At 39.4% G+C, this 19,097-nt stretch carries 21 protein-coding genes; 3 read left to right on the top strand and 18 right to left on the bottom strand.

The features are described 5' to 3' along the window. Positions 1–5: 5 nt before the first annotated feature. From OD757_RS12900 to rpmI, 4 genes are all read right to left on the bottom strand, one after another. A complete protein-coding gene (locus OD757_RS12900) occupies positions 6–509 on the bottom strand; it encodes a GNAT family N-acetyltransferase (RefSeq protein ID WP_263032127.1) in 504 nt (167 codons plus the stop codon). A gap of 57 nt (positions 510–566) precedes the next feature. Beyond that, entirely contained in the window at positions 567–1,124 is a 558-nt protein-coding gene (locus OD757_RS12905; protein WP_263032128.1) for an NADAR family protein, read from the bottom strand. A gap of 90 nt (positions 1,125–1,214) precedes the next feature. Further along, positions 1,215–1,574, bottom strand: a complete 360-nt coding sequence (rplT, locus tag OD757_RS12910) for a 50S ribosomal protein L20 (RefSeq protein WP_000124858.1) — start codon at positions 1,572–1,574, stop codon at positions 1,215–1,217. An 11-nt stretch (positions 1,575–1,585) separates the two neighbouring features. Beyond that, positions 1,586–1,780 (bottom strand): 50S ribosomal protein L35, encoded by a 195-nt coding sequence (gene rpmI / locus OD757_RS12915; protein WP_003655048.1) that lies wholly within the window; start codon positions 1,778–1,780, stop codon positions 1,586–1,588. A gap of 236 nt (positions 1,781–2,016) precedes the next feature. On the opposite strand from rpmI, the gene nreB reads away from it, so the two are divergent. After that, positions 2,017–3,270, top strand: coding sequence for a nickel resistance MFS transporter NreB (gene nreB / locus OD757_RS12920; protein WP_263032129.1), 1,254 nt, complete (start codon positions 2,017–2,019; stop codon positions 3,268–3,270). A gap of 45 nt (positions 3,271–3,315) precedes the next feature. Here the strand turns inward: nreB and OD757_RS12925 are convergent, their stop codons facing one another. The 4 genes from OD757_RS12925 to thrS all read right to left on the bottom strand — a co-directional run bounded on the left by OD757_RS12925 (position 3,316) and on the right by thrS (position 7,130). After that, entirely contained in the window at positions 3,316–3,744 is a 429-nt protein-coding gene (locus tag OD757_RS12925; protein ID WP_004794540.1) for a YqaA family protein, read from the bottom strand. Between the two features lie 57 nt (positions 3,745–3,801). Then, on the bottom strand, positions 3,802–4,422 hold the full coding sequence (locus tag OD757_RS12930) for a glutathione S-transferase N-terminal domain-containing protein (RefSeq protein ID WP_009390762.1): 621 nt from the start codon (positions 4,420–4,422) through the stop codon (positions 3,802–3,804). Positions 4,423–4,650: 228 nt separating this feature from the next. Beyond that, positions 4,651–5,202, bottom strand: coding sequence for a translation initiation factor IF-3 (gene infC / locus OD757_RS12935; RefSeq protein ID WP_080592984.1), 552 nt, complete (start codon positions 5,200–5,202; stop codon positions 4,651–4,653). 5 nt (positions 5,203–5,207) lie between these two features. Beyond that, complete coding sequence (gene thrS / locus OD757_RS12940; RefSeq protein WP_263032130.1) at positions 5,208–7,130, bottom strand: threonine--tRNA ligase; 1,923 nt, start codon at positions 7,128–7,130, stop codon at positions 5,208–5,210. Between the two features lie 395 nt (positions 7,131–7,525). Here thrS and OD757_RS12945 point away from each other — a divergent pair, with 395 nt between their 5' ends. Beyond that, positions 7,526–9,163 (top strand): acyl-CoA synthetase, encoded by a 1,638-nt coding sequence (locus OD757_RS12945; RefSeq protein WP_263032131.1) that lies wholly within the window; start codon positions 7,526–7,528, stop codon positions 9,161–9,163. 46 nt (positions 9,164–9,209) lie between these two features. On the opposite strand, the gene yjgA is transcribed toward OD757_RS12945, so the two are convergent. The 9 genes from yjgA to mazG all read right to left on the bottom strand — a co-directional run bounded on the left by yjgA (position 9,210) and on the right by mazG (position 15,846). Continuing rightward, positions 9,210–9,746: a ribosome biogenesis factor YjgA gene (yjgA, locus tag OD757_RS12950; protein ID WP_004794549.1), complete on the bottom strand. Its 537-nt coding sequence runs from the start codon at positions 9,744–9,746 to the stop codon at positions 9,210–9,212. 2 nt (positions 9,747–9,748) lie between these two features. Then, on the bottom strand, positions 9,749–10,018 hold the full coding sequence (locus tag OD757_RS12955; protein WP_000567533.1) for an HPr family phosphocarrier protein: 270 nt from the start codon (positions 10,016–10,018) through the stop codon (positions 9,749–9,751). Then, a complete protein-coding gene (rapZ, locus tag OD757_RS12960; protein WP_003655028.1) occupies positions 10,015–10,866 on the bottom strand; it encodes an RNase adapter RapZ in 852 nt (283 codons plus the stop codon). Before rapZ ends, OD757_RS12955 begins: the two co-directional genes overlap by 4 nt. 24 nt (positions 10,867–10,890) lie before the next feature. Next, positions 10,891–11,739: a pantoate--beta-alanine ligase gene (gene panC, locus OD757_RS12965; protein WP_009390714.1), complete on the bottom strand. Its 849-nt coding sequence runs from the start codon at positions 11,737–11,739 to the stop codon at positions 10,891–10,893. Positions 11,740–11,742: 3 nt separating this feature from the next. Then, entirely contained in the window at positions 11,743–12,552 is an 810-nt protein-coding gene (gene panB, locus OD757_RS12970; RefSeq protein WP_009390809.1) for a 3-methyl-2-oxobutanoate hydroxymethyltransferase, read from the bottom strand. Between the two features lie 46 nt (positions 12,553–12,598). Continuing rightward, positions 12,599–13,081 (bottom strand): 2-amino-4-hydroxy-6-hydroxymethyldihydropteridine diphosphokinase, encoded by a 483-nt coding sequence (gene folK, locus OD757_RS12975; RefSeq protein WP_263032132.1) that lies wholly within the window; start codon positions 13,079–13,081, stop codon positions 12,599–12,601. Beyond that, on the bottom strand, positions 13,078–14,541 hold the full coding sequence (pcnB, locus tag OD757_RS12980; RefSeq protein ID WP_263032133.1) for a polynucleotide adenylyltransferase PcnB: 1,464 nt from the start codon (positions 14,539–14,541) through the stop codon (positions 13,078–13,080). The genes folK and pcnB overlap by 4 nt, the downstream gene beginning before the upstream one ends. Positions 14,542–14,666: 125 nt before the next feature. Continuing rightward, positions 14,667–15,071, bottom strand: coding sequence for a ComEA family DNA-binding protein (locus tag OD757_RS12985; protein ID WP_263032134.1), 405 nt, complete (start codon positions 15,069–15,071; stop codon positions 14,667–14,669). Then, positions 15,040–15,846: a nucleoside triphosphate pyrophosphohydrolase gene (gene mazG, locus OD757_RS12990; protein WP_263032135.1), complete on the bottom strand. Its 807-nt coding sequence runs from the start codon at positions 15,844–15,846 to the stop codon at positions 15,040–15,042. Before mazG ends, OD757_RS12985 begins: the two co-directional genes overlap by 32 nt. Before the next feature lie 112 nt (positions 15,847–15,958). On the opposite strand from mazG, the gene OD757_RS12995 reads away from it, so the two are divergent. Beyond that, positions 15,959–16,732 (top strand): SDR family oxidoreductase, encoded by a 774-nt coding sequence (locus OD757_RS12995; RefSeq protein WP_263032136.1) that lies wholly within the window; start codon positions 15,959–15,961, stop codon positions 16,730–16,732. A 50-nt stretch (positions 16,733–16,782) separates the two neighbouring features. Here OD757_RS12995 and OD757_RS13000 read toward each other — a convergent pair whose 3' ends face one another. Then, complete coding sequence (locus tag OD757_RS13000) at positions 16,783–19,089, bottom strand: RelA/SpoT family protein (RefSeq protein ID WP_263032137.1); 2,307 nt, start codon at positions 19,087–19,089, stop codon at positions 16,783–16,785. Between the last annotated feature and the right edge of the window lie 8 nt (positions 19,090–19,097).

Below are 19,097 nucleotides of genomic sequence, written 5' to 3' on the forward strand. Positions count from 1 at the left end.
TCAGATTAAAGTTTCCATTGATAAAGTAATTCTGTTATTTCGAAACCGAACTCAGGTAGTTCGGTTTCGCCAATTATTTTAGCTCCCATTTTTTCATAGAAGAAACGGCTTGGATTTTTATTAAAAACTTCTAAACGAATAAAACTGCACCTATGATTTAAAGCACATTGATAAAACTTTTGAAACAACTCTTGTCCTATACCTTGCCTTTGGATTTCTTTCAAAAGATAAAAAGCAAGAATTTCAGCAATATTATTCTCTGGATTTAAGTAACCATCGAGAAAGCCTTTCACTATTCCATTTTCAGTATAGATAAATAACTTATGATCAGGGCTTTTGGTGATTTCTTTCCATAACTGTTCTTTATCTAGTACTTTAAGCTCATCTAATATTTCCTGCTTAAGCATACCTGTATAGGTTTCTTTCCAACACTGCACATGTACTTCTGCAATAGATAATGCATCCTTAAAAGTAGCTATACGAATTTCTCTTTCATTTAGTAATTGCAATTCGTCCCCCTCATGTCACTACTTTTAAAGTAAAGCACTAATTTGTTTCATACAAACTTATTCAGCTAAAAGCCGCTCTCGAACATGCATTAGAGCAAAACCCAACAAATTTAAGCCTTGCCATTGAGATGGATCTTGAATATGTGGATGGTCTTGTGCCATACCAACTCCCCAAATTTTATCGACTGGAGATGCTTCAACCAAAATACGGTCTTTTGTGGCTAATAAGAATTTTTTCAGTTCAAGATGCTGGGAGAATTTAGCAAAGTTCGCCTGCATCACTATGTCAAAACGTTTTTCTCGCCATATCTGTTCGTCATAACTACGTACTTTACGACCTAGCTGTTTCACCTCATTCGGATGTTTAACCTGCAAAATCTGTGCAAAAATTTCTTCATCATTAAATAATTTTGCTTTTTGCGCCATCATATAGTGCTCAGTAGTAAAGTATTCCTCACCTTCTACTTTAAGTTGCGCAGGAAACCACTGGCTAAAACAGCTTTTATCAACAAGATCAGCTTGTTTAGGAGTATGCCCCCAGAAACATAAGTACTTAAACTGGTGACCTTGCTGTACTTTTTGTATTAAGTTATTTAGAAATTTTTCGTCTTTCATCATTTATCTCTGATTATTTTCTTTTTTAAAATAAAACCACTAAAAATAAAAAAGACCGCTAAAAAGCGGCCTTTTTTTGAATCTCTAAGCTTATGCAGCTAATGCACCTTTAGCTTTTTCAGCTAAAGCAGCAAATGCTACTGCATCATGCATAGCGATGTCAGCTAATACGCGACGGTCGATGATCACTTGAGCTTTTTTCAAGCCATCGATCATACGGCTGTAAGACAAACCGTTTTGACGAGCACCAGCATTGATACGCGCAATCCATAGAGCACGGAATTGACGTTTCTTTTGACGGCGGTCACGATAAGCGTATTGACCAGCTTTGATTACCGCTTGGAACGCTACGCGGTAAACGCGTGAACGAGCACCATAGTAACCTTTAGCGCGAGCAAGAATTTTTTTGTGACGACGATGAGCCACTACACCACGTTTTACACGAGCCATTTATAATCTCCTTAGATGTATGGGCACATACGACGAACTGAGTTCACGTCAGAAACATGAACCATTACACAGCCGCGTAATTGACGGATACGTTTAGCAGATTTTTTGGTCAAAATGTGGCGCTTAAATGCTTGTTTGCGCTTGAAACCGTGTGCAGTCGCTTTGAAGCGTTTAGCAGCACCGCGGCGAGTTTTCATCTTAGGCATAACAACCTCTTTTGAACACCTGTTCGGAACGTTTGCACCATTGCAAAAACGACCTGCAGGTAAGGGAGCCGATATTCTAAAGCATCCCAACTTAAAACAAAAGTAAAATGCTCATTTTTTGATAGTAAATTGTGTATTTTATATAAACGATATTTTCTATAATCAATTATCAAATTACGAGAAAATCCACAAAATCATCGCCTATAATAAGTGCAATCTCTTAAATTCAAAAGAATATGAATATACAAAATGATGCTTTCGCTGCATTACGGTATCGAGACTTCTCTATCGTTACGATCAATCAGTTTTGCTTAACGCTCGCAATTTTGATTCAAGAAATTATTGTTGCCTATTCATTATATCAAATCACCAAAGACCCACTAACTTTAGGTTTAATCGGACTTGCAGAGGCTATTCCGTTTATTGCCCTTTCTCTTTGGGGAGGCTATTTTGCAGATAGGTTTAATAAACAGATTATTATGAAAATCTGTTTATTTTTCTCGGTTCCCCTTCCCCTGGTTTTATGGTTACTTTTCCACTTACATGGTTTAGGGCATATCAGTGTTATCTTCCTTTCTTGGGGCATTTATGCTGTTATTTTTGGCTTAGGAACAATCCGTGGTTTCTACAATCCTTCTGCAACATCTTTAAAACCATTTTTAATTCCACGCGAACTTTATGCAAATGGTGCGACATGGACAACCATTGGTTGGCAAAGTGGTGTAATTATTGGACCAATGCTGGGTGGTTTTATGCTTGCTTATTTAGGCAGAGAAACCAGCCTATTTAGCGTTGCTGTTTTACTTGGTATTTGCTTTATTTTAATTAACTTATTGCATAAACGTAATTTCCCTAAAATTGAAACTGACAATATTTTAGAAAGCTTAGGAGAAGGTTTCCGTTTTATCTGGAAAACCAAAATTGTTCTTTGGGCAATTTCTCTTGATTTAGCTTCTGTTTTATTTGGCGGCGTTATCGCGTTATTACCAATTTTCGCAGAAGATATATTAAAAGTCGGTCCAGAAGGGCTTGGATATTTACGAGCTGCTCCATCTATTGGCGCACTTATTACCATGATTGCTTTGACTCGCTTTCCACCAACTCAGCATGCATGGCGTAACATGTTACTTGCTGTAGCAGGTTTTGGAATATTTACTATTCTATTCGCCTTCTCAAACAATATGTGGTTATCTCTTTTTGCTCTTGCTATGACAGGCGCTTGTGACAGTATTTCTGTTGTTGTAAGACAAACCATTTTGCAAATTTTCCCACCAGAAAATATGCGAGGCCGCGTTGCTGCCGTAAACGGTATGTTTGTATCTTCAAGTAATGAATTAGGAGCCTTTGAATCAGGTTTAGCGGCTAAATATTTAGGCACGATTACCGCTACAATTTTTGGAGGCTGCATGACTCTGGTTGTTGTGACTTTCTGTTGGATTAAAACGAACGATCTATTTAAAGTTGATATCACCAGAAGTTCAGAAGATTAATTTAAATAGTAATAAATCAAAGCATCTTCGGATGCTTTTTTTATTTTAAATAAAACCCATCACCACCCAGTAAATAAACAAATAGCGCCCTGCTTTAGCAATAATAACAATACCAAGGAAGCGCCAAAAATTTTCTTTGAAGAGTCCAGCAACCAAAGTAATTGGATCGCCAATGATGGGCGCCCAACTTAAAAGTAAAGAGTAAAAGCCATACTTATGATAAAAGCGCTGGGCTTGTTCTAAACGCTTTTCAGAAACTGGAAACCACTTTCGATGTTTAAACTGCTCTATCTTTAGGCCTAACCACCAATTGACACAAGAACCCAATACATTACCCAAAGTAGCAGTACTGATTAAAAGCAAAGCTGAATATTGTCCCTTTAATAATAAGGTTACTAATACCGCTTCAGACTGTAGAGGTAATAATGTGGCAGCGCCAAAAGCACTGATAAAAAGCAAAAAGTAACTCAGCATAATCAATTACACCAAACGACTTTTCGCTTTAAACATTTACTAAATCTAGGCAAGAAATTAAGCTACTTTAATTGATAGTGCTTTCTGAACGGCTGGACGTGCTGTTAAGCGGACAATATATTCTTGTACGTATGGATAGTCTTCAATTTGGATACCTTGCCATTCATAACGTAAAATCCACGGCAAAATTGCCATATCAGCAATAGAATATTCACCTGCAACAAACTTCTGACCAATTAATTGCTTATTAAGTACACCATATAAACGTTTAGTCTCATTTACATAGCGCTCTATAGCATAGGGGATTTTTTCTGGAGCAAAACGATTGAAATGATGATTTTGCCCAAGCATAGGCCCTAAACCACCCATTTGCCACATAAGCCATTGCTCAACCTCAACTCGCTCTTGCTCATCGGCTGGATAAAATAACCCAGTTTTTCGACCTAAATATTGCAAGATAGCACCCGATTCAAATATAGATATCGGCTCACCACGAGGTCCATTTTGATCCACAATCGCAGGAATTTTATTATTTGGGGAAATTTTCAGGAAATCTGGTTGAAATTGGTCATTCTCTAAAATATTGATTGGGTAAAGGGTGTAATCCAGTCCCATTTCTTCTAAGGCAATTGTGATTTTATGTCCATTGGGCGTTCCCCAATAATATAGATCAATCATTCTATTTTCCTATTCATCGTTATCATGACTGCGTCTTGCGTTATATCATGTTTTAAGAGAGACGATTAGATTTCCAACACTAAAAAATACATAAAATTCATGAATTGAATTTCTTAAAAAATACACCAATTGTCTTAAATAAAACTGAATAGAGAAAAGTTAAATAATCTTTTTTTATTGTTATGAGGATATAAAAAAGCACTGCTTTTGCAGTGCTTTTTTTGAGTATTACTTTTTCTTTTTCGGTCCAAGTAACATACCCATTTGACGGCCTTCCATTTTCGGTGCTTGTTCCACAACCCCAAACTCAGCTACATCTGCTTCAATTTTTTGCAATTGAGCTAAGCCAAGCTGTTGATGAGCCATTTCACGACCACGGAAACGTAAAGTGATCTTCACTTTGTTTCCTTCTTCAAGGAATTTCAAAATAGCACGAAGCTTAACTTGATAATCACCAACATCAGTTGCAGGGCGCAGTTTGATTTCCTTCACTTGCACTTGATGCTGTTTTTTCTTCGCATCTTTTTGCTTCTGTTTAAGGTCAAACAAGTGCTTGTTGTAATCCATAATTTTACAAACAGGCGGCTCGGCGTTTGCAACGATCTCAACAAGATCAAGTTCAACCTCTTCAGCAGCACGCAGTGCTTCACTTAATGAAACAATTCCTTTTTGCTCACCTTCAGCACCGACGAGGCGTACTTCTTTTGCACGGATCTCATCGTTAATTGCTGGACGGTTGCTTTTTGCACCTTGTTGTTGGTTACGGTCAGGCTGTTTAATCTTTCTTACTCCACAATATACCGGCCGCGTTCGGCGACGGCAGACTTCACTAAGTCAATGAATGCATCTACTGACATAGTACCTAAATTTTTTCCTGAGCGCGTACGTACATTCACTGTACCTTCTTCAACTTCTCGATCACCAAGAACTAACAGGTAAGGAATACGCTCTAGAGTACGCTCACGAATCTTAAATCCGATTTTTTCGTTTCTCAAGTCAGAAATAGCACGAAGACCATTTTCTTTGAGTTTTGCTACGACTTTCTCACAAGCTTCAGCTTGAGAGTCAGTAATATTCATAACACATGCTTGTAACGGCGACAACCAAGGTGGCATGAAACCAGCGTAGTGTTCAATTAGTATACCAATAAAACGTTCAAAACTGCCAAGAATTGCACGATGCAACATAACAGGCTGATCACGATCATTGTCTTCAGTCACATAAGATGCATCTAAACGTTCTGGTAAATTGAAGTCACACTGAATAGTACCACATTGCCATACACGTCCGAGACAGTCTTTCAATGAGAATTCAATTTTCGGACCGTAGAACGCGCCCTCACCTGGTTGTAATTCCCACTCAAGTCCCGCTGCATCTAAAGCATCTGCTAAAGATTTCTCAGCCATATCCCAAAGCGCATCATCACCTACACGTTTTTCTGGACGTGTAGAAAGTTTCATTTGCACTTCTTCAAAGCCAAAATCTTTATAAACATCAAGTGTCAGTTTAATAAAGTCTGCAACTTCTTGACCGATTTGTTCTTTCGTACAGAAGATATGAGCATCATCTTGTGTAAAGCCACGTACACGCATAATACCGTGTAAAGAACCAGATGGTTCATTACGATGGCAAGAACCAAACTCTGCCAAACGAATTGGCAAATCACGGTAAGACTTCAAACCTTGGTTGAAAACTTGCACGTGACATGGGCAGTTCATTGGTTTAACCGCATAATTACGACTTTCAGAATGAGTCGTAAACATGTTGTCAGCGTAGTTGGCCGCATGACCTGATTTTTCCCAAAGCGTAAAATCTACGATTTGCGGTGTTTTAATCTCAAGGTAACCATTGTCTTGCTGAACTTTACGCATGTATTGTTCAAGAACTTGGTAAATCGTCCAACCATTTGGATGCCAGAACACCATACCTGGTGCTTCTTCTTGCATATGGAACAAGTCTAAAGCTTTACCAATTTTACGGTGGTCGCGTTTTTCAGCTTCTTCAATACGCTTAATGTATGCAGCAAGCTGTTTCTTATCAGCCCATGCTGTACCATAAATACGTTGAAGCTGTTCATTCTTCGCATCACCGCGCCAGTAAGCGCCAGAGATTTTTGTCAGCTTGAATGATTTTAAGAATTTGGTGTTTGGTACGTGTGGACCACGGCACATGTCCAAATAGTCTTGATGGTAGTACAAGCCCATTTGTGTTTCTTCTGGCATGTCCGCAATCAAGCGTAATTTGTATTCTTCGCCACGTGCAGTAAATTCAGCAATTACTTCATCACGTGGTGTCATTTTTTTAACGACATCGTAATCTTGATCGATGAGCTTTTTCATACGCTCTTCGATAGCTGCCATATCGTCTAATGTAAAAGGACGAGGCATCCAGATGTCGTAGTAAAAACCTTCTTCAATGACTGGACCAATCACCATCTTGGCTTCAGGGAATAGCTGTTTAACAGCGTGTCCCACAAGGTGCGCGCAAGAATGGCGAATGATTTCAAGACCTTCTTCATCTTTTGGAGTGATAATTTGTAAGGTTGAATCTTCGGTAATTAAGTCACATGCATCAACTAAGCGATCATTTACTCGTCCGGCAACAGTATTCTTTGCTAGACCGGGCCCAATACTTTGGGCAACTTCCATAACAGATACGGCATGATCAAAATTCTTTTGATCGCCATTTGGCAATGTGATAATTGGCATAAAAAAATCCTTAAGGAGTGATGCCCTATACGAAGGAGCATTTCACCGCGAGATTATGATCGAGGCGAACCTCAAAATATAAAAACGGTGTAAAGCAAAATTAAAAAAACCTGAAAGATTTTACACTTGTTCAAGCAAAGTGAAAACCTTTGAACCCATAAAATCATAAATACATTTTGCTTATCAGGTAAACAGCAATAAATGACTTAAAAAATATATTGGGAAGATTTTTTAAACACACTCAACGCAAGTGGTTTAAGATGAAGAAAATAGCATTTTTGCTCATTTTCTGACTGAAGGGTATTTCTCTTTAAGACTAAAGCATAGATGCTTTGATGAGTATTAAGTCATATTTTCAAAGAATGAATTAAAAATAGAACACGGAGTTGTTTACCATGGTTAGTGCTTATGATGAGTTACCACGCACACCCGCAAACTTTGTTGCATTGTCACCTCTACGCTACTTAGAGCGTGCAGCTTATATTTATCCTAATCAAGCTTCGATTATTCATGGTAAGCGCCAAATTTCATGGAAAGAAACTTATCAACGTTGTTGCCAATTTGCTTCTCAGCTCAAACAACTGGGAATTAAAAAAAATGATACGGTATCAGTCTTATTACCAAATATTCCAGCCATGGTTGAAGCACATTTTGCAGTTCCTATGGCTGGCGCCGTACTCAATACACTCAATACACGCTTAGATGCAAAAACAATAGCTTTCATGCTTGAACATGCTGAAAGCAAAGTACTGTTGGTTGACCCTGAATTTGTTAATTTAGCAAGAGAAGCCCTCTCTCTTATTCCTGACCAACACATTATTGTGATTGACGTAGCTGATGATGAATATGAAGGTGAAAATCAGTTTATCGGATCTTTTGAATATGAAGAATGGATTGCCCAAGGCGACATTAACTTTACTTGGCATTTACCAGAAGATGAATGGGATGCAATTAGCTTAAACTACACATCCGGAACTACAGGTAATCCTAAAGGCGTTGTTTATCATCATCGTGGGGCTTACCTCAATGCTGCAAGTAATATATTGGCCTGCGGAATGAAACCTCGCGCTGTGTATTTATGGACATTACCGCTTTTCCATTGTAATGGCTGGTGTTTCGCATGGAGTATCGCTGCCAGCGGTGGGACCAATATTTGTTTGCGCAAAGTCGACCCAGAATTAGTCATGCAACTCATTGCAGAACATAAAGTTGATTATTTCTGTGGTGCACCGATTGTTCTTTCAATGATTATTAACTTACCTAAAGAAAAACAAACTAACTTTGACCACCATGTTGAAGTAATGGTTGCCGGAGCAGCTCCACCTGTCGCTATTATTGAAGGTATGCGAAATATGGGAATTAATGTGAACCATGTGTATGGCTTAACAGAAACCTATGGTCCTTCTGCCTTATGTGCTTCGCAATCGGGATGGAATGAGCTTTCAATTGCCGAGCAAGCTCAGCTTCATTCTCGTCAAGGTGTACCCTATCCATTGCAAGACAGTATGCGTGTGTTAGACCCAGAAACAATGCAGCCTGTACCCAATGATGGGCAAACTATGGGAGAAATAATGTTTCGTGGCAATATTGTCATGAAAGGATATTTAAAAAACCCGAAAGCCACCCAAGAAGCTTTTGCTGGCGGATGGTTCCACACGGGAGATTTAGCCGTTTGCCATCCTGATGGTTATGCAAAAATTACTGATCGCTCGAAAGACATTATTATTTCAGGTGGAGAAAATATTTCATCTCTAGAAGTAGAAGATGTTTTATATAAACACCCCGCTGTTTTAACCGCTGCGGTAGTGGCTAAACCCGATGCTCGTTGGCAAGAAGTGCCATGTGCTTTTATTGAATTAAAGATGGGTGCGACAGCAACGCCTGAAGAAATTATTGCACATTGCCAAAAAGAATTAGCACGCTTTAAAGTTCCTAAAGATGTGGTCATTACAGAAATTCCAAAAACATCGACCGGCAAATTACAAAAGTTTATTTTGCGTGAATGGGCAAAAGAACGCGCAGAAAATATATAGATAAAAAAAGCGACGCTTTGAGCGTCGCTTTTTTATTTAAGTGCATTTAGCCTTGATCAGACAATAATGCAATTTGCTGCACATAGTTAACAAATTTAACTTTTGATGCCTCAATATCTGCTTCACTCGCCTGTTGAGTTTTATCGCGATTGATTCTCAACACATGCTGACGCAAGGTATGACGTTCCGATGCATTATAAATTTTACTAAATTCATTAATTGCAGGATCACCCTGTTCAATCATGCGGTCAACCCAACGCATTAATTGAGCCTGTCTTTTTGCGCCTTGTTGCGGAGTTAAATAAGACAAAATAATCGTCTCATCTTCATTGCGCAATAACTTACCAATACGTTGAAATTGGCGACGACGTGCTTCAAAAGAACTAATGTTCTGCACTTCCATTAAAGCATCAATTAAACGCTCATCAACTGGAAGTTTCTGAATTTGTTTAATAGAAAGTTGTGCGAGTTGCTCACCTAAAGCAGCCATGCGTTGCACTGCTTTTTTCTGTTCAGTTTTACTTGCACGTCCTTCTAAAGAACCGAAATCTTCTTCAGTATAACGTTGGGAACCACGTGCCACGATTAATCTGCCTCATAAAATTTTGCTGCGAATAACGCCTGTACTTCATTTAATGCCTGTTCTTCATCGGTGCCATCAATGACCAATCGCAAAGTGGTCCCTTTACCTGCACCTAACATCAGCAAAGACATAATATTTTTTGCATCTACCAAATGATCGCCTTTTCCAATCTGGATCGACGAACGAAACTTTGTAGTGACCTCTATCAGTTTTCCTGATGCACGAGCATGTAAACCGAGTTTATTAATTACATCAACAGTTGTGTCTATCATGACCAGTGCTTCATTTCTCTGTGTAAGACCTGAACAGACCATTCTGCCTCAAGTGCTTGTTTTAGTCTATCTACGATATAAACCGAACGATGTTGACCTCCAGTGCAACCAATAGAAATCGTCATATAGTGACGATGTCCTTCAGCAAATGCTGGAAGCCATTTTTTTAAGAAGTGAAGAATATCATCAAACATTTCGTTTGCTTGTGGACTTGCTTCTAAAAATTGTCTTACTGGCTCATCCAAACCAGAAAAACGTCTTAATTCTAAATCCCAATGGGGATTTGGTAAATGCCGTACATCAAAAACATAGTCGGCATCTAAAGGAATACCATGTTTATATCCAAAGGACTGCAATATGACAATAAGCTTATCTGACTGCCCTAATTTAGACAGTAAAATATGCTTTAAATCATGAACGCTTTTATCCGTTGTATCAATGTGAACCGTAGCGCGGAACTGAATAGGAAGCAGCAACTGCTTTTCTTCATGAATACATTGCAACAGGCTTTTAAAACGGTTAGCGAGTGGATGTGGACGACGTGATGCACTAAAACGTGCAATCAAATCCTGATCTTGCGTAGTCAGATAAATAACATCAACAGTGCCATGTCTTTGTAATTGCTCAAAAACATGGTCGAACTCTTGCATATCTGCCCGAGTACTTCTCACATCCACACCTAAAGCTAATTGCTCCAGATTATTTTCATGATCGAGCTTTGCCACAATTTCAGGCAGCAATGCCAAAGGCAAATTATCAATACAGTAATAGCCCAAATCTTCTAATACTTGAAGGGCTGAAGATTTTCCTGAACCAGACTGTCCTGTCACGATAAGTATACGCTTCATGGCATGGCTGTCCTTTGATCTCTTTTATTGGGGTGTAAAGGCGACTTCTAAATTATCAATCAAACGTGTTGCCCCCAGTTTTGCCGCGACAAATAACACAATATCACGATCAAATTGAGTAGCAGGTAACAGATTTGTCTGACGAGCTTCGACATAATCAACAACAAAACCATTATCTGTCAACTGAGTTTTGATATCTTCTATAACTTGTTGCAAATCTTTGCCTTGATGTAACTGTTGCTCGGCGTGCTTCAAACTTTGATAAATAACCGGAGCCACCTGACGGTGCTCAGCACTTAAATAACCATTTCTTGAGCTAAGTGCCAAACCATCTGCTGCGCGAACAATTGGTACACCAATTACTTCTAAAGGAATATTTAAATCTTGTACAAACTGGCGAATAACGGCTAACTGCTGGTAATCTTTTTGTCCAAAGAAAGCGTAGTTCGGTTGCACAATATTAAAGAGCTTCGTTACAACCAAAGCTACACCATCAAAATGTCCTGGACGTGAACTACCGCATAAAGCATCAGTAATCTGGCTGACACTAATGTTAGTTAAGCGCGGTTGTGTACCGTACATTTGCTCAACTGATGGCGCAAAAATAATGTCACAGCCGACATCGGCAAGCAGACGGCTATCTTGCTCTAAAGTACGAGGATAGTTGTCAAAATCTTCGCCCGGTCCAAATTGAGTCGGATTTACAAAGATGCTTACAACCACAACATCACATAGCTTTTTCGCTTCACGAACAAGGGTGAGATGTCCTTCATGTAGATTTCCCATGGTTGGGACAAAACCAATAATTTTACGTGCAGCTCTAGCAGGATTTAAAGAAGCTGCAAGACCTTGTATGGTGGTTTCTGTTTTCATGAATTACAGCTCAACGTGAAAAGTATGTTCTTTAGCAGGGAATGACTGATCAAGTACCGCAGCATGATAAGCTTTAAAAGCATCTAAAATGGCAGTTTCACCTGATTGTTCTTTCATAAAGTTACGTACAAAACGCGCAACTCGACCAAAAGTTAAACCTAACATATCTTGTACAACCAATACTTGGCCATCGGTTGCATTACCTGCACCAATACCAATTACAGGCGTATTTGGGAATAATTCAGCAATTTCTTGTCCCAACTGAGCAGGAACACATTCAAGTAATAATACCGCTGCGCCCGCCTCAACCACTGCTGTACAATCAGCAATAAGCTGATCTGCTGCTTCACGTGTTCTAGCTTGTAATTTATAGCCACCAAACACATGTACAGATTGAGGTGTTAAGCCTAAATGTACACAAACAGGCACACCATTACGGGTTAAAACCTGCACGATTTCGCTCAACCATGCACCACCTTCGATTTTCACCATTTGAGCGCCGGCTTGCATGACTGTTCTTGCGTTTTGCAAAGCATCATTTAAGGTTGCATAACTCATAAATGGTAAGTCAGTCATAATCAAGGCATGCTGGTTACCACGACGAACAGCTGCCGTATGATAAGCCATATCTTCAACAGTTACTGGCAAAGTTGAATCTCGCCCTTGAATTGCCATTCCAAGAGAATCACCAATTAAGATTGTATCAACTTCGGCAAGTTCCATTGCTTTTGCCATGCTTGCATCGTAGCAAGTCAGGCAAGAGAACTTGCGTCCTTCGGTTTTAAATTTTCTTAAGTCACTTAGACTAATCATGATGATATCCTCTACAGGAGTTCGCAGAACATAATGAATCGAGAGCTTAAGCCCAAGACTCATCAGCAAGTACAGTCAGTGTCGGCTGCTGTATCAGCTCTAAATCTTTGAGTGGCTGACCATTCAATTGTAAATCTGCATCTAAATCTAATAAGGGAATTACAACAAAATCTCGTTGTAAAATTCCTATGTGCGGCACAGTTAAGCGCTCATTGTGAATTTTTTCATTGCCATATATAAGCAAATCCAGATCTAAGGTTCGCTCGCCCCAACGGCGAAGTCGCACACGACCGGCTTCTTGCTCAAAACGTTGCAAATGATCTAGCAACTCTAAAGGTGCAAGATTCGTATTTAATTCTGCAACTGCATTTAAATAATTTGGCTGATCTTGAGGCCCCATAGGTGGACTTTGATAAAGTCTAGAAACTTTAACCATTCCTAAGGTTTTAAGCTTAGCAATAGCTTCAGATAAAATTTGACGCGAATCGCCTAAATTACTTCCTAAACCAATATAAGTGGTGATTGTCATTGCGTTGGCCCAAAAACAACTTGGCTTAAATCGCGTTGTACCCGCTTACGTTTTAAAATTGGATGATCACCCGTCACACCTGCTTCGGAAGTGGTCGCTTTTTCAACAAATCGGCTTACTGCCTGATCTGGTCTCGTACGTTCTTTTTTCCCACGGCGAGTGCGTGGTTCCGGAATATCAACCAAAGGTTCAATTTCCGTTTCAACTTTATTACTTTCAATAGGCTCAGCAGCTACCTTACGACGGTTTTTAGCTTTTTGACGATTATATTGGCTAATAGCAGCTTCTTTTTCGTCATTTGACATTTCTTGGTAGGTTTCCCACCAACTTCCCATTCCTTGTGTTGTGTCATCACCTGACTTTTCACGAAGTAACAAGAAGTCAAAACCAGCACGGAAGCGAGCATGTCCTGCCAATGCCTCTATTTGCTGTGGTTTTGGATTGAGCAAACGGGTTTGCATTTCCCAAACTTCACGAATAAAAGTTTCTGCAAAGCGAGGAATAACTGTGCGTGTCGCTTGACGTTTTAAGACATCTAAACCAGCCTGTGCGCGGGCTTCAGCTGGCACAATACCTTTAGATAAATAAAACTCACAACGCTCTAAAAACGGCTGCCACAATAACACTGCATAGAAAAATGCAGGGTTAATAGTTTTACCTACTTGGATACGTTGATCTGTATTCTTTGCTGCTCTTTGAATGAATGGCGTGAGATTAGGCTGAACATCGGCAAAAAGTTGCTTCCAGACGCCAAACTCAATCAACATTGGCAAAACTCGCGCCAAATGCCCCATTGTGAACAGCTTTTGAGATTCATCATATAAACGATGCGGAGAGACATCACGCAATAGTTGCGTCATTTCAGCATTAAATATATCGAGAATATTTGAATCAATTTTGAAATTTAATTTGGCTGCAAAACGTAGCGTTCTAAGCATACGCACAGGGTCTTCTTCAAAGCGCTGTGCCGGATCGCCCAATAAACGCAAAGTTTTGTTTTTAACATCGTCAATCGCTTTACAGAAATCGAGCACAATACTCTTGCGCGGTTGGTAATATAAAGTATTGATAGAAAAGTCACGTCGAGCAAAGTCTTGTTCGATGGTACCCCAGTTATTGTCACGTAAAATCATGCCCGAGGCACTTGTAACTGCTTTTTTAGGGGGGGCACGGAATGTTGCAACTTCAATGAGCTCACGCCCAGAATACACGTGTGCTAATTCAAATCGACGACCAATAATTCGGCAACGTCGGCCAAAAACTTCTTTAATTTGAGAAGGTGTCGCATTGGTGACTGCATCGAAATCTTTAGGATTAAGCCCTAGCATTAAATCACGGACACCACCCCCAACAATATAAGCCTCATAGCCAGCTTTATTCAGGCTATCGATCACATCTAAAATCGAAGAAGGAAGTTGGGCTGTGGACAAACCACATTTTGACGCTCGCAAGGTTTGCAAAAGACGCTGTCTCCTACGTCAGTACGTAAATAACAAGTTGTCGCTAATCATAGCTCTAACGCACACAAAGGGCAATTTGATTCTCTGTAGTTTGCGTATGAAATGACAATTGACAAACACATGATTTATAAACTCAACCGCGCTTTATTCTTTTCAAAAATGGCTGGACCTATGCCCTTTACGTTTTTAAATTCATCAATATTTTTAAAGCCACCATTCTTTTGACGGTATTCCACAATCGCCTGAGCCTTTTTCTCACCAATCCCTTTTAGCTTTTGAAGCTCATCAATAGTGGCTTGATTCAAGTGAATTTGCCCTGAAGAATCAGTCATAGTTGTACTTTTTGAGACACTAGAATGAGAGGAGTGTTGCATGCTCAACTTCTGATCATACATCTGCTGTTTAGCTTTCCACTCCTTAAAATTTTGATCAAAAGATTGGGCTTGAATCATTGTTGATGAAATCAAGCTCCCAAATAAAATAATAAAAATATAATATTTACTCTTCCAAAGACTCATGCTGATCTGCATGTGTTTTTTCCCCTAACTTTAACTGCCGCTTTGCCTGATTCCACAATTCATCCATTTCAGACAAGGTCATGTCCTCTAATGTTCTTTGCTGTTTGTGCGCTTGATCTTCAATAAAAGCAAAACGGATTCTAAATTTATGTATTGTTGATAAAAGTGATGTTTCACTTGAAATCGCAAGTTTACGTCCAACATTCACCAATGAAAACAGGCAATCTCCAAATTCATCTTGAATTTCATCCATATTTTGATTTTTTAGCGCCTGCTTGAACTCATCTAGCTCTTCTTCTAGTTTTGTATAAGCATCTTCTACGGTTTCAAAATCGAACCCAATTTTTGCGACATTTTTTTGAATTTCCTGAGCTTGATTTAGTGCTGGCCCATGTTTAATTTCATCTAACCTTGATTGCGGCTTTCCTTGTTTTTCTTGTTGTTTAATTTGTTTCCAAAGCTCACTTACTTGATCAGAGCTTAAGTTATTAAATTGATCTGCCTGAAAAACATGGGGATGACGACGAATTAACTTTTCACAGATCGATTCAACCACATCGTTAAAGTTAAAAGCGCCTTGCTCACTAAACATTTGTGATTGAAACACAACTTGTAATAACAAATCGCCCAGCTCATTTCTGATTTCATCGATATCGCCCTGACGAATAGCAGCCTCAACCTCATAGGCTTCTTCAATAGCATATTTAGTAAGAGTCATAGGTGTTTGCGCCTGATCCCACGGACATTTTTCACGTAACTCTTGCATAATTTTAAGCAACTTATCCATGGTAACCCTCAAGTTCAAAAAGTCGGTCAGTCAAACTAAGATCTTAATTTGTTATGATCAAAATCAAAGCGATTAAATCAGTCGCACTATTGTACTGACAAAGAGAAAAAAGATGAGATACAGTATTCTGATTAGTGGCGCCGCTCAAGGTATTGGGGCTGAAATTGCACGTGTATTCTACAAACAAGGATATAAAGTAGGTATTTATGATATTAATGAATCGCTTGCTCAAGAATTGGCAAACGGCTTAGGGCCAAATGCCCGTGCTGGCTATCTAGACGTAAGTGATTACAGTCAGTGGCAACGTATATTAAAAGAATTTACTGACTGGGCTGGCGAACTCAATATCTTGGTGAATAACGCTGGCATTTTATATTCTGGTGCATTTGAAACAACTGATATTAAAGCTCACCAAAGAACAATAAATATTAATGTAAACGGCGTTATCAATGGCTGCCACGCGGCACTCCCCTATTTAAAGCAAGCTTCTTTTGCACGTGTTATCAATCTTTCGTCAGCTTCTGCAATTTATGGACAAGCCGATTTGATTTCTTATTCAGCCAGTAAATTTGCTGTTCGGGGGATTACTGAAGGCTTAGATGTAGAATGGAAAAAATATGGTATTCGTGTTTTAGATGTGATGCCGCTATTCGTACAAACTGCAATGGTCAACAATATGAATGCAGGCACTATTCAAAATATGGGGATAGATTTAACACCAAATGATATTGCTCAACAGGTACTTACGCTCGTAGAGAAAAAGGCTCATTTCTGGACACCTACTCACACTCCAGTTGGCATAAAAACTAAGTTGCTTTATCAACTCTCGACCTTAAGCCCGCAGTTTTTAAATCGGCTCACTAACATTTATTTATCGAGAAAATAATCCAATATAAAAAAGGCTGTCATTTGACAGCCTTTTTTTACTCAATTTATTTAAACGCCTTGAATCATGCGTCGCGCACTAATGATTCCCGGCTGCTGCTCTAAGCGTGCCAACAAACGAGAAAGCTGCGCTAAACCCTTAACCTCAATTAACAATTTCATATTGGCAATACCATCTGCTTCAGAAATTGTATTGACCTGACGAATATTGATTTGGTCAGAGAAAATCACTTGAGTTAAGTCTTTAAGCAGACCACGACGATCATAAGCTTCCACCACAATTTGAACGCTTTGACCACGTGTTGGTTGCATTTCCCAATCGGCTTCAACAGCACGCTCTGGTTCTTGCTTAATCATACGCTGATAGTCTGAACAAATGACTTTGTGGATGCTAACACCACGGTTCAAAGTAATATATCCAGCGATTGACTCACCATGTACGGGCTGACAGCACTGCGCGATATGCAGCTCTACATTGTCTAAACCATCAATTAAAATTCCGTGGGCCGATAACGTATGGCTAGCACGTGGATTTAATGCTGGTTTAAGCACTAGTTCAGGTTCATCCTGATCTAGATGCATTTGACGATTCACCTGATTAATCAAGGCATGTAAGCTAATATCACCGCTTACCAGACTCACTAAAATGTCATCACCCGTTTTCACGTTAAAATGTGATGAATAATCGTTTAGGTCGATACTTTTTGGATGAATCGCTAGACGAGCTAACTCTTTATTAAGAAGCTCACGACCTACTTCAAGATTTTTACTACGGTCTTGTTGTCTGAACCAATGACGTAGCTTGTCACGGGCACGAGAGGTTTTAATATAACCTAAAGAATTCACCAACCAATCTCGGTTTGGATCACGATCTTTTTTAGTTAAAATCTCAACCTGCTCACCAGTTTTTAAAGTATAGGTAAGTGGCACATAACGCTGGTTAACTCGCGCTGCGTAACATTTATTCCCTACTTCCGTATGCACATGATAAGCAAAATCTAAAACTGTTGAGCCACGTGGCAATTCCTTAATGTCACCATCACGACTAAAAACGTAAATCTTCTCAAAACCTTCAAAGTCTTGTAACTGTTCAAAGCCTTCTGTTTCATCTTCGTTTTGATGTACCGTCGTTTCATTGCGTTCTTGGTAGTGTTCTAGAACAGCACGCAATGAATGCAAACGATGATTAAAGGAATGGTCAGTATTCTTCGAACCTTCTTTATAGTTAAAGTGCGAACATACACCTAACTCTGCTTCGTCGTGCATCTCATGAGTACGAATTTGTACTTCAAGCGATTTATTCTCGGCAATTACAGCAGTATGCAAAGAACGATAGCCATTTGCTTTCGGGTTGGTAATATAGTCATCAAACTGATGCGGAATATGACGCCAGATTTGATGAACGATACCTAAAGAGTGATAACACTCAGGAACACTATTCACCAATACACGTAAGGCACGAATATCATAAAGCTGATCAAAACTCAGGTTTTTGCTTTTCATTTTCCGATAAATCGAATAAATGTGTTTTGCTCGACCTGTAATTTCTGCCTCAATTCCGTATGACGCCAACTCATTTTTTAAACGGTCAATGACGAACTGAATATAATGTTCACGCTCTAAACGTTTTTCATTCAGTAATGAAGCAATTTCTTTATAACGGTCTGGAGCCAAATAACGAAAAGCTAAATCTTCAAGTTCCCATTTAAGCTGGGCAATACCGAGTCGATGCGCCAATGGCGAATAAATAGTAAGAATTTCACGTGCTACGCGTTCTTGACGTTCACGAGAGGAATTTGCCAGCTCTCGTAAAGAATAGGTACGTTCAGCAAGTTTAATTAAAACAACACGAACATCTTCAGTGACCGAAATCAGCATTTTATAAATGCCACTTAAATGTTCTCGTTGATTGTTATTAAAGTGGTCTTCTAACCGCTTATTTTTCTCAATAAGTTCCGAGAGTTTACCCATTGCCAAAGCGCCTTTGACAAGGTTATAGACCTGCTCTCCGAATTTCTGTTTTACTTCTTCTATATCAGTAATGTCCTCACGAACACTACGATAGAGCATTGCTGCCGATAAAGTATCTTCATCTACATGGAGATGCGCTAGAATGTCAGCCATTCCAACGCCTGTAGCAAAAGTATTGGAGCGATGATTAACCGTTGATTCTAACTCTTTTTGCAGGGTCTCATTCGCAACCTTTTCAAGCTGTTCAAGCTTCGCCCCATCTAATATTTCACGCACCCGATCCAACCATGAGGCTAAACCGATTTGCGTTTCGGCGGCATGCTCTACAGTCGTTTCCTCGGACAACTCAGTTAGTTGTTCAGGTAACTGTTCACGTACTGTGACCATACCATTCT

Source organism: Acinetobacter sp. AYS6 (assembly GCF_025630795.1).
Classification (GTDB): domain Bacteria; phylum Pseudomonadota; class Gammaproteobacteria; order Pseudomonadales; family Moraxellaceae; genus Acinetobacter.

Bases quoted from the DNA above. Each gene is read 5' to 3' on its own strand.
- OD757_RS12905 (WP_263032128.1), bottom strand. From the start codon at position 1,124: ATGAAAGACGAAAAATTTCTAAATAACTTAATACAAAAAGTACAGCAA.
- rplT (WP_000124858.1), bottom strand. From the start codon at position 1,574: ATGGCTCGTGTAAAACGTGGTGTAGTGGCTCATCGTCGTCACAAAAAA.
- rpmI (WP_003655048.1), bottom strand. From the start codon at position 1,780: ATGCCTAAGATGAAAACTCGCCGCGGTGCTGCTAAACGCTTCAAAGCG.
- nreB (WP_263032129.1), top strand. From the start codon at position 2,017: ATGAATATACAAAATGATGCTTTCGCTGCATTACGGTATCGAGACTTC.
- OD757_RS12925 (WP_004794540.1), bottom strand. From the start codon at position 3,744: ATGCTGAGTTACTTTTTGCTTTTTATCAGTGCTTTTGGCGCTGCCACA.
- OD757_RS12930 (WP_009390762.1), bottom strand. From the start codon at position 4,422: ATGATTGATCTATATTATTGGGGAACGCCCAATGGACATAAAATCACA.
- thrS (WP_263032130.1), bottom strand. From the start codon at position 7,130: ATGCCAATTATCACATTGCCAAATGGCGATCAAAAGAATTTTGATCAT.
- OD757_RS12945 (WP_263032131.1), top strand. From the start codon at position 7,526: ATGGTTAGTGCTTATGATGAGTTACCACGCACACCCGCAAACTTTGTT.
- OD757_RS12955 (WP_000567533.1), bottom strand. From the start codon at position 10,018: ATGATAGACACAACTGTTGATGTAATTAATAAACTCGGTTTACATGCT.
- rapZ (WP_003655028.1), bottom strand. From the start codon at position 10,866: ATGAAGCGTATACTTATCGTGACAGGACAGTCTGGTTCAGGAAAATCT.
- panC (WP_009390714.1), bottom strand. From the start codon at position 11,739: ATGAAAACAGAAACCACCATACAAGGTCTTGCAGCTTCTTTAAATCCT.
- panB (WP_009390809.1), bottom strand. From the start codon at position 12,552: ATGATTAGTCTAAGTGACTTAAGAAAATTTAAAACCGAAGGACGCAAG.
- folK (WP_263032132.1), bottom strand. From the start codon at position 13,081: ATGACAATCACCACTTATATTGGTTTAGGAAGTAATTTAGGCGATTCG.
- OD757_RS12985 (WP_263032134.1), bottom strand. From the start codon at position 15,071: ATGCAGATCAGCATGAGTCTTTGGAAGAGTAAATATTATATTTTTATT.
- mazG (WP_263032135.1), bottom strand. From the start codon at position 15,846: ATGGATAAGTTGCTTAAAATTATGCAAGAGTTACGTGAAAAATGTCCG.
- OD757_RS12995 (WP_263032136.1), top strand. From the start codon at position 15,959: ATGAGATACAGTATTCTGATTAGTGGCGCCGCTCAAGGTATTGGGGCT.
- OD757_RS13000 (WP_263032137.1), bottom strand. From the start codon at position 19,089: ATGGTCACAGTACGTGAACAGTTACCTGAACAACTAACTGAGTTGTCC.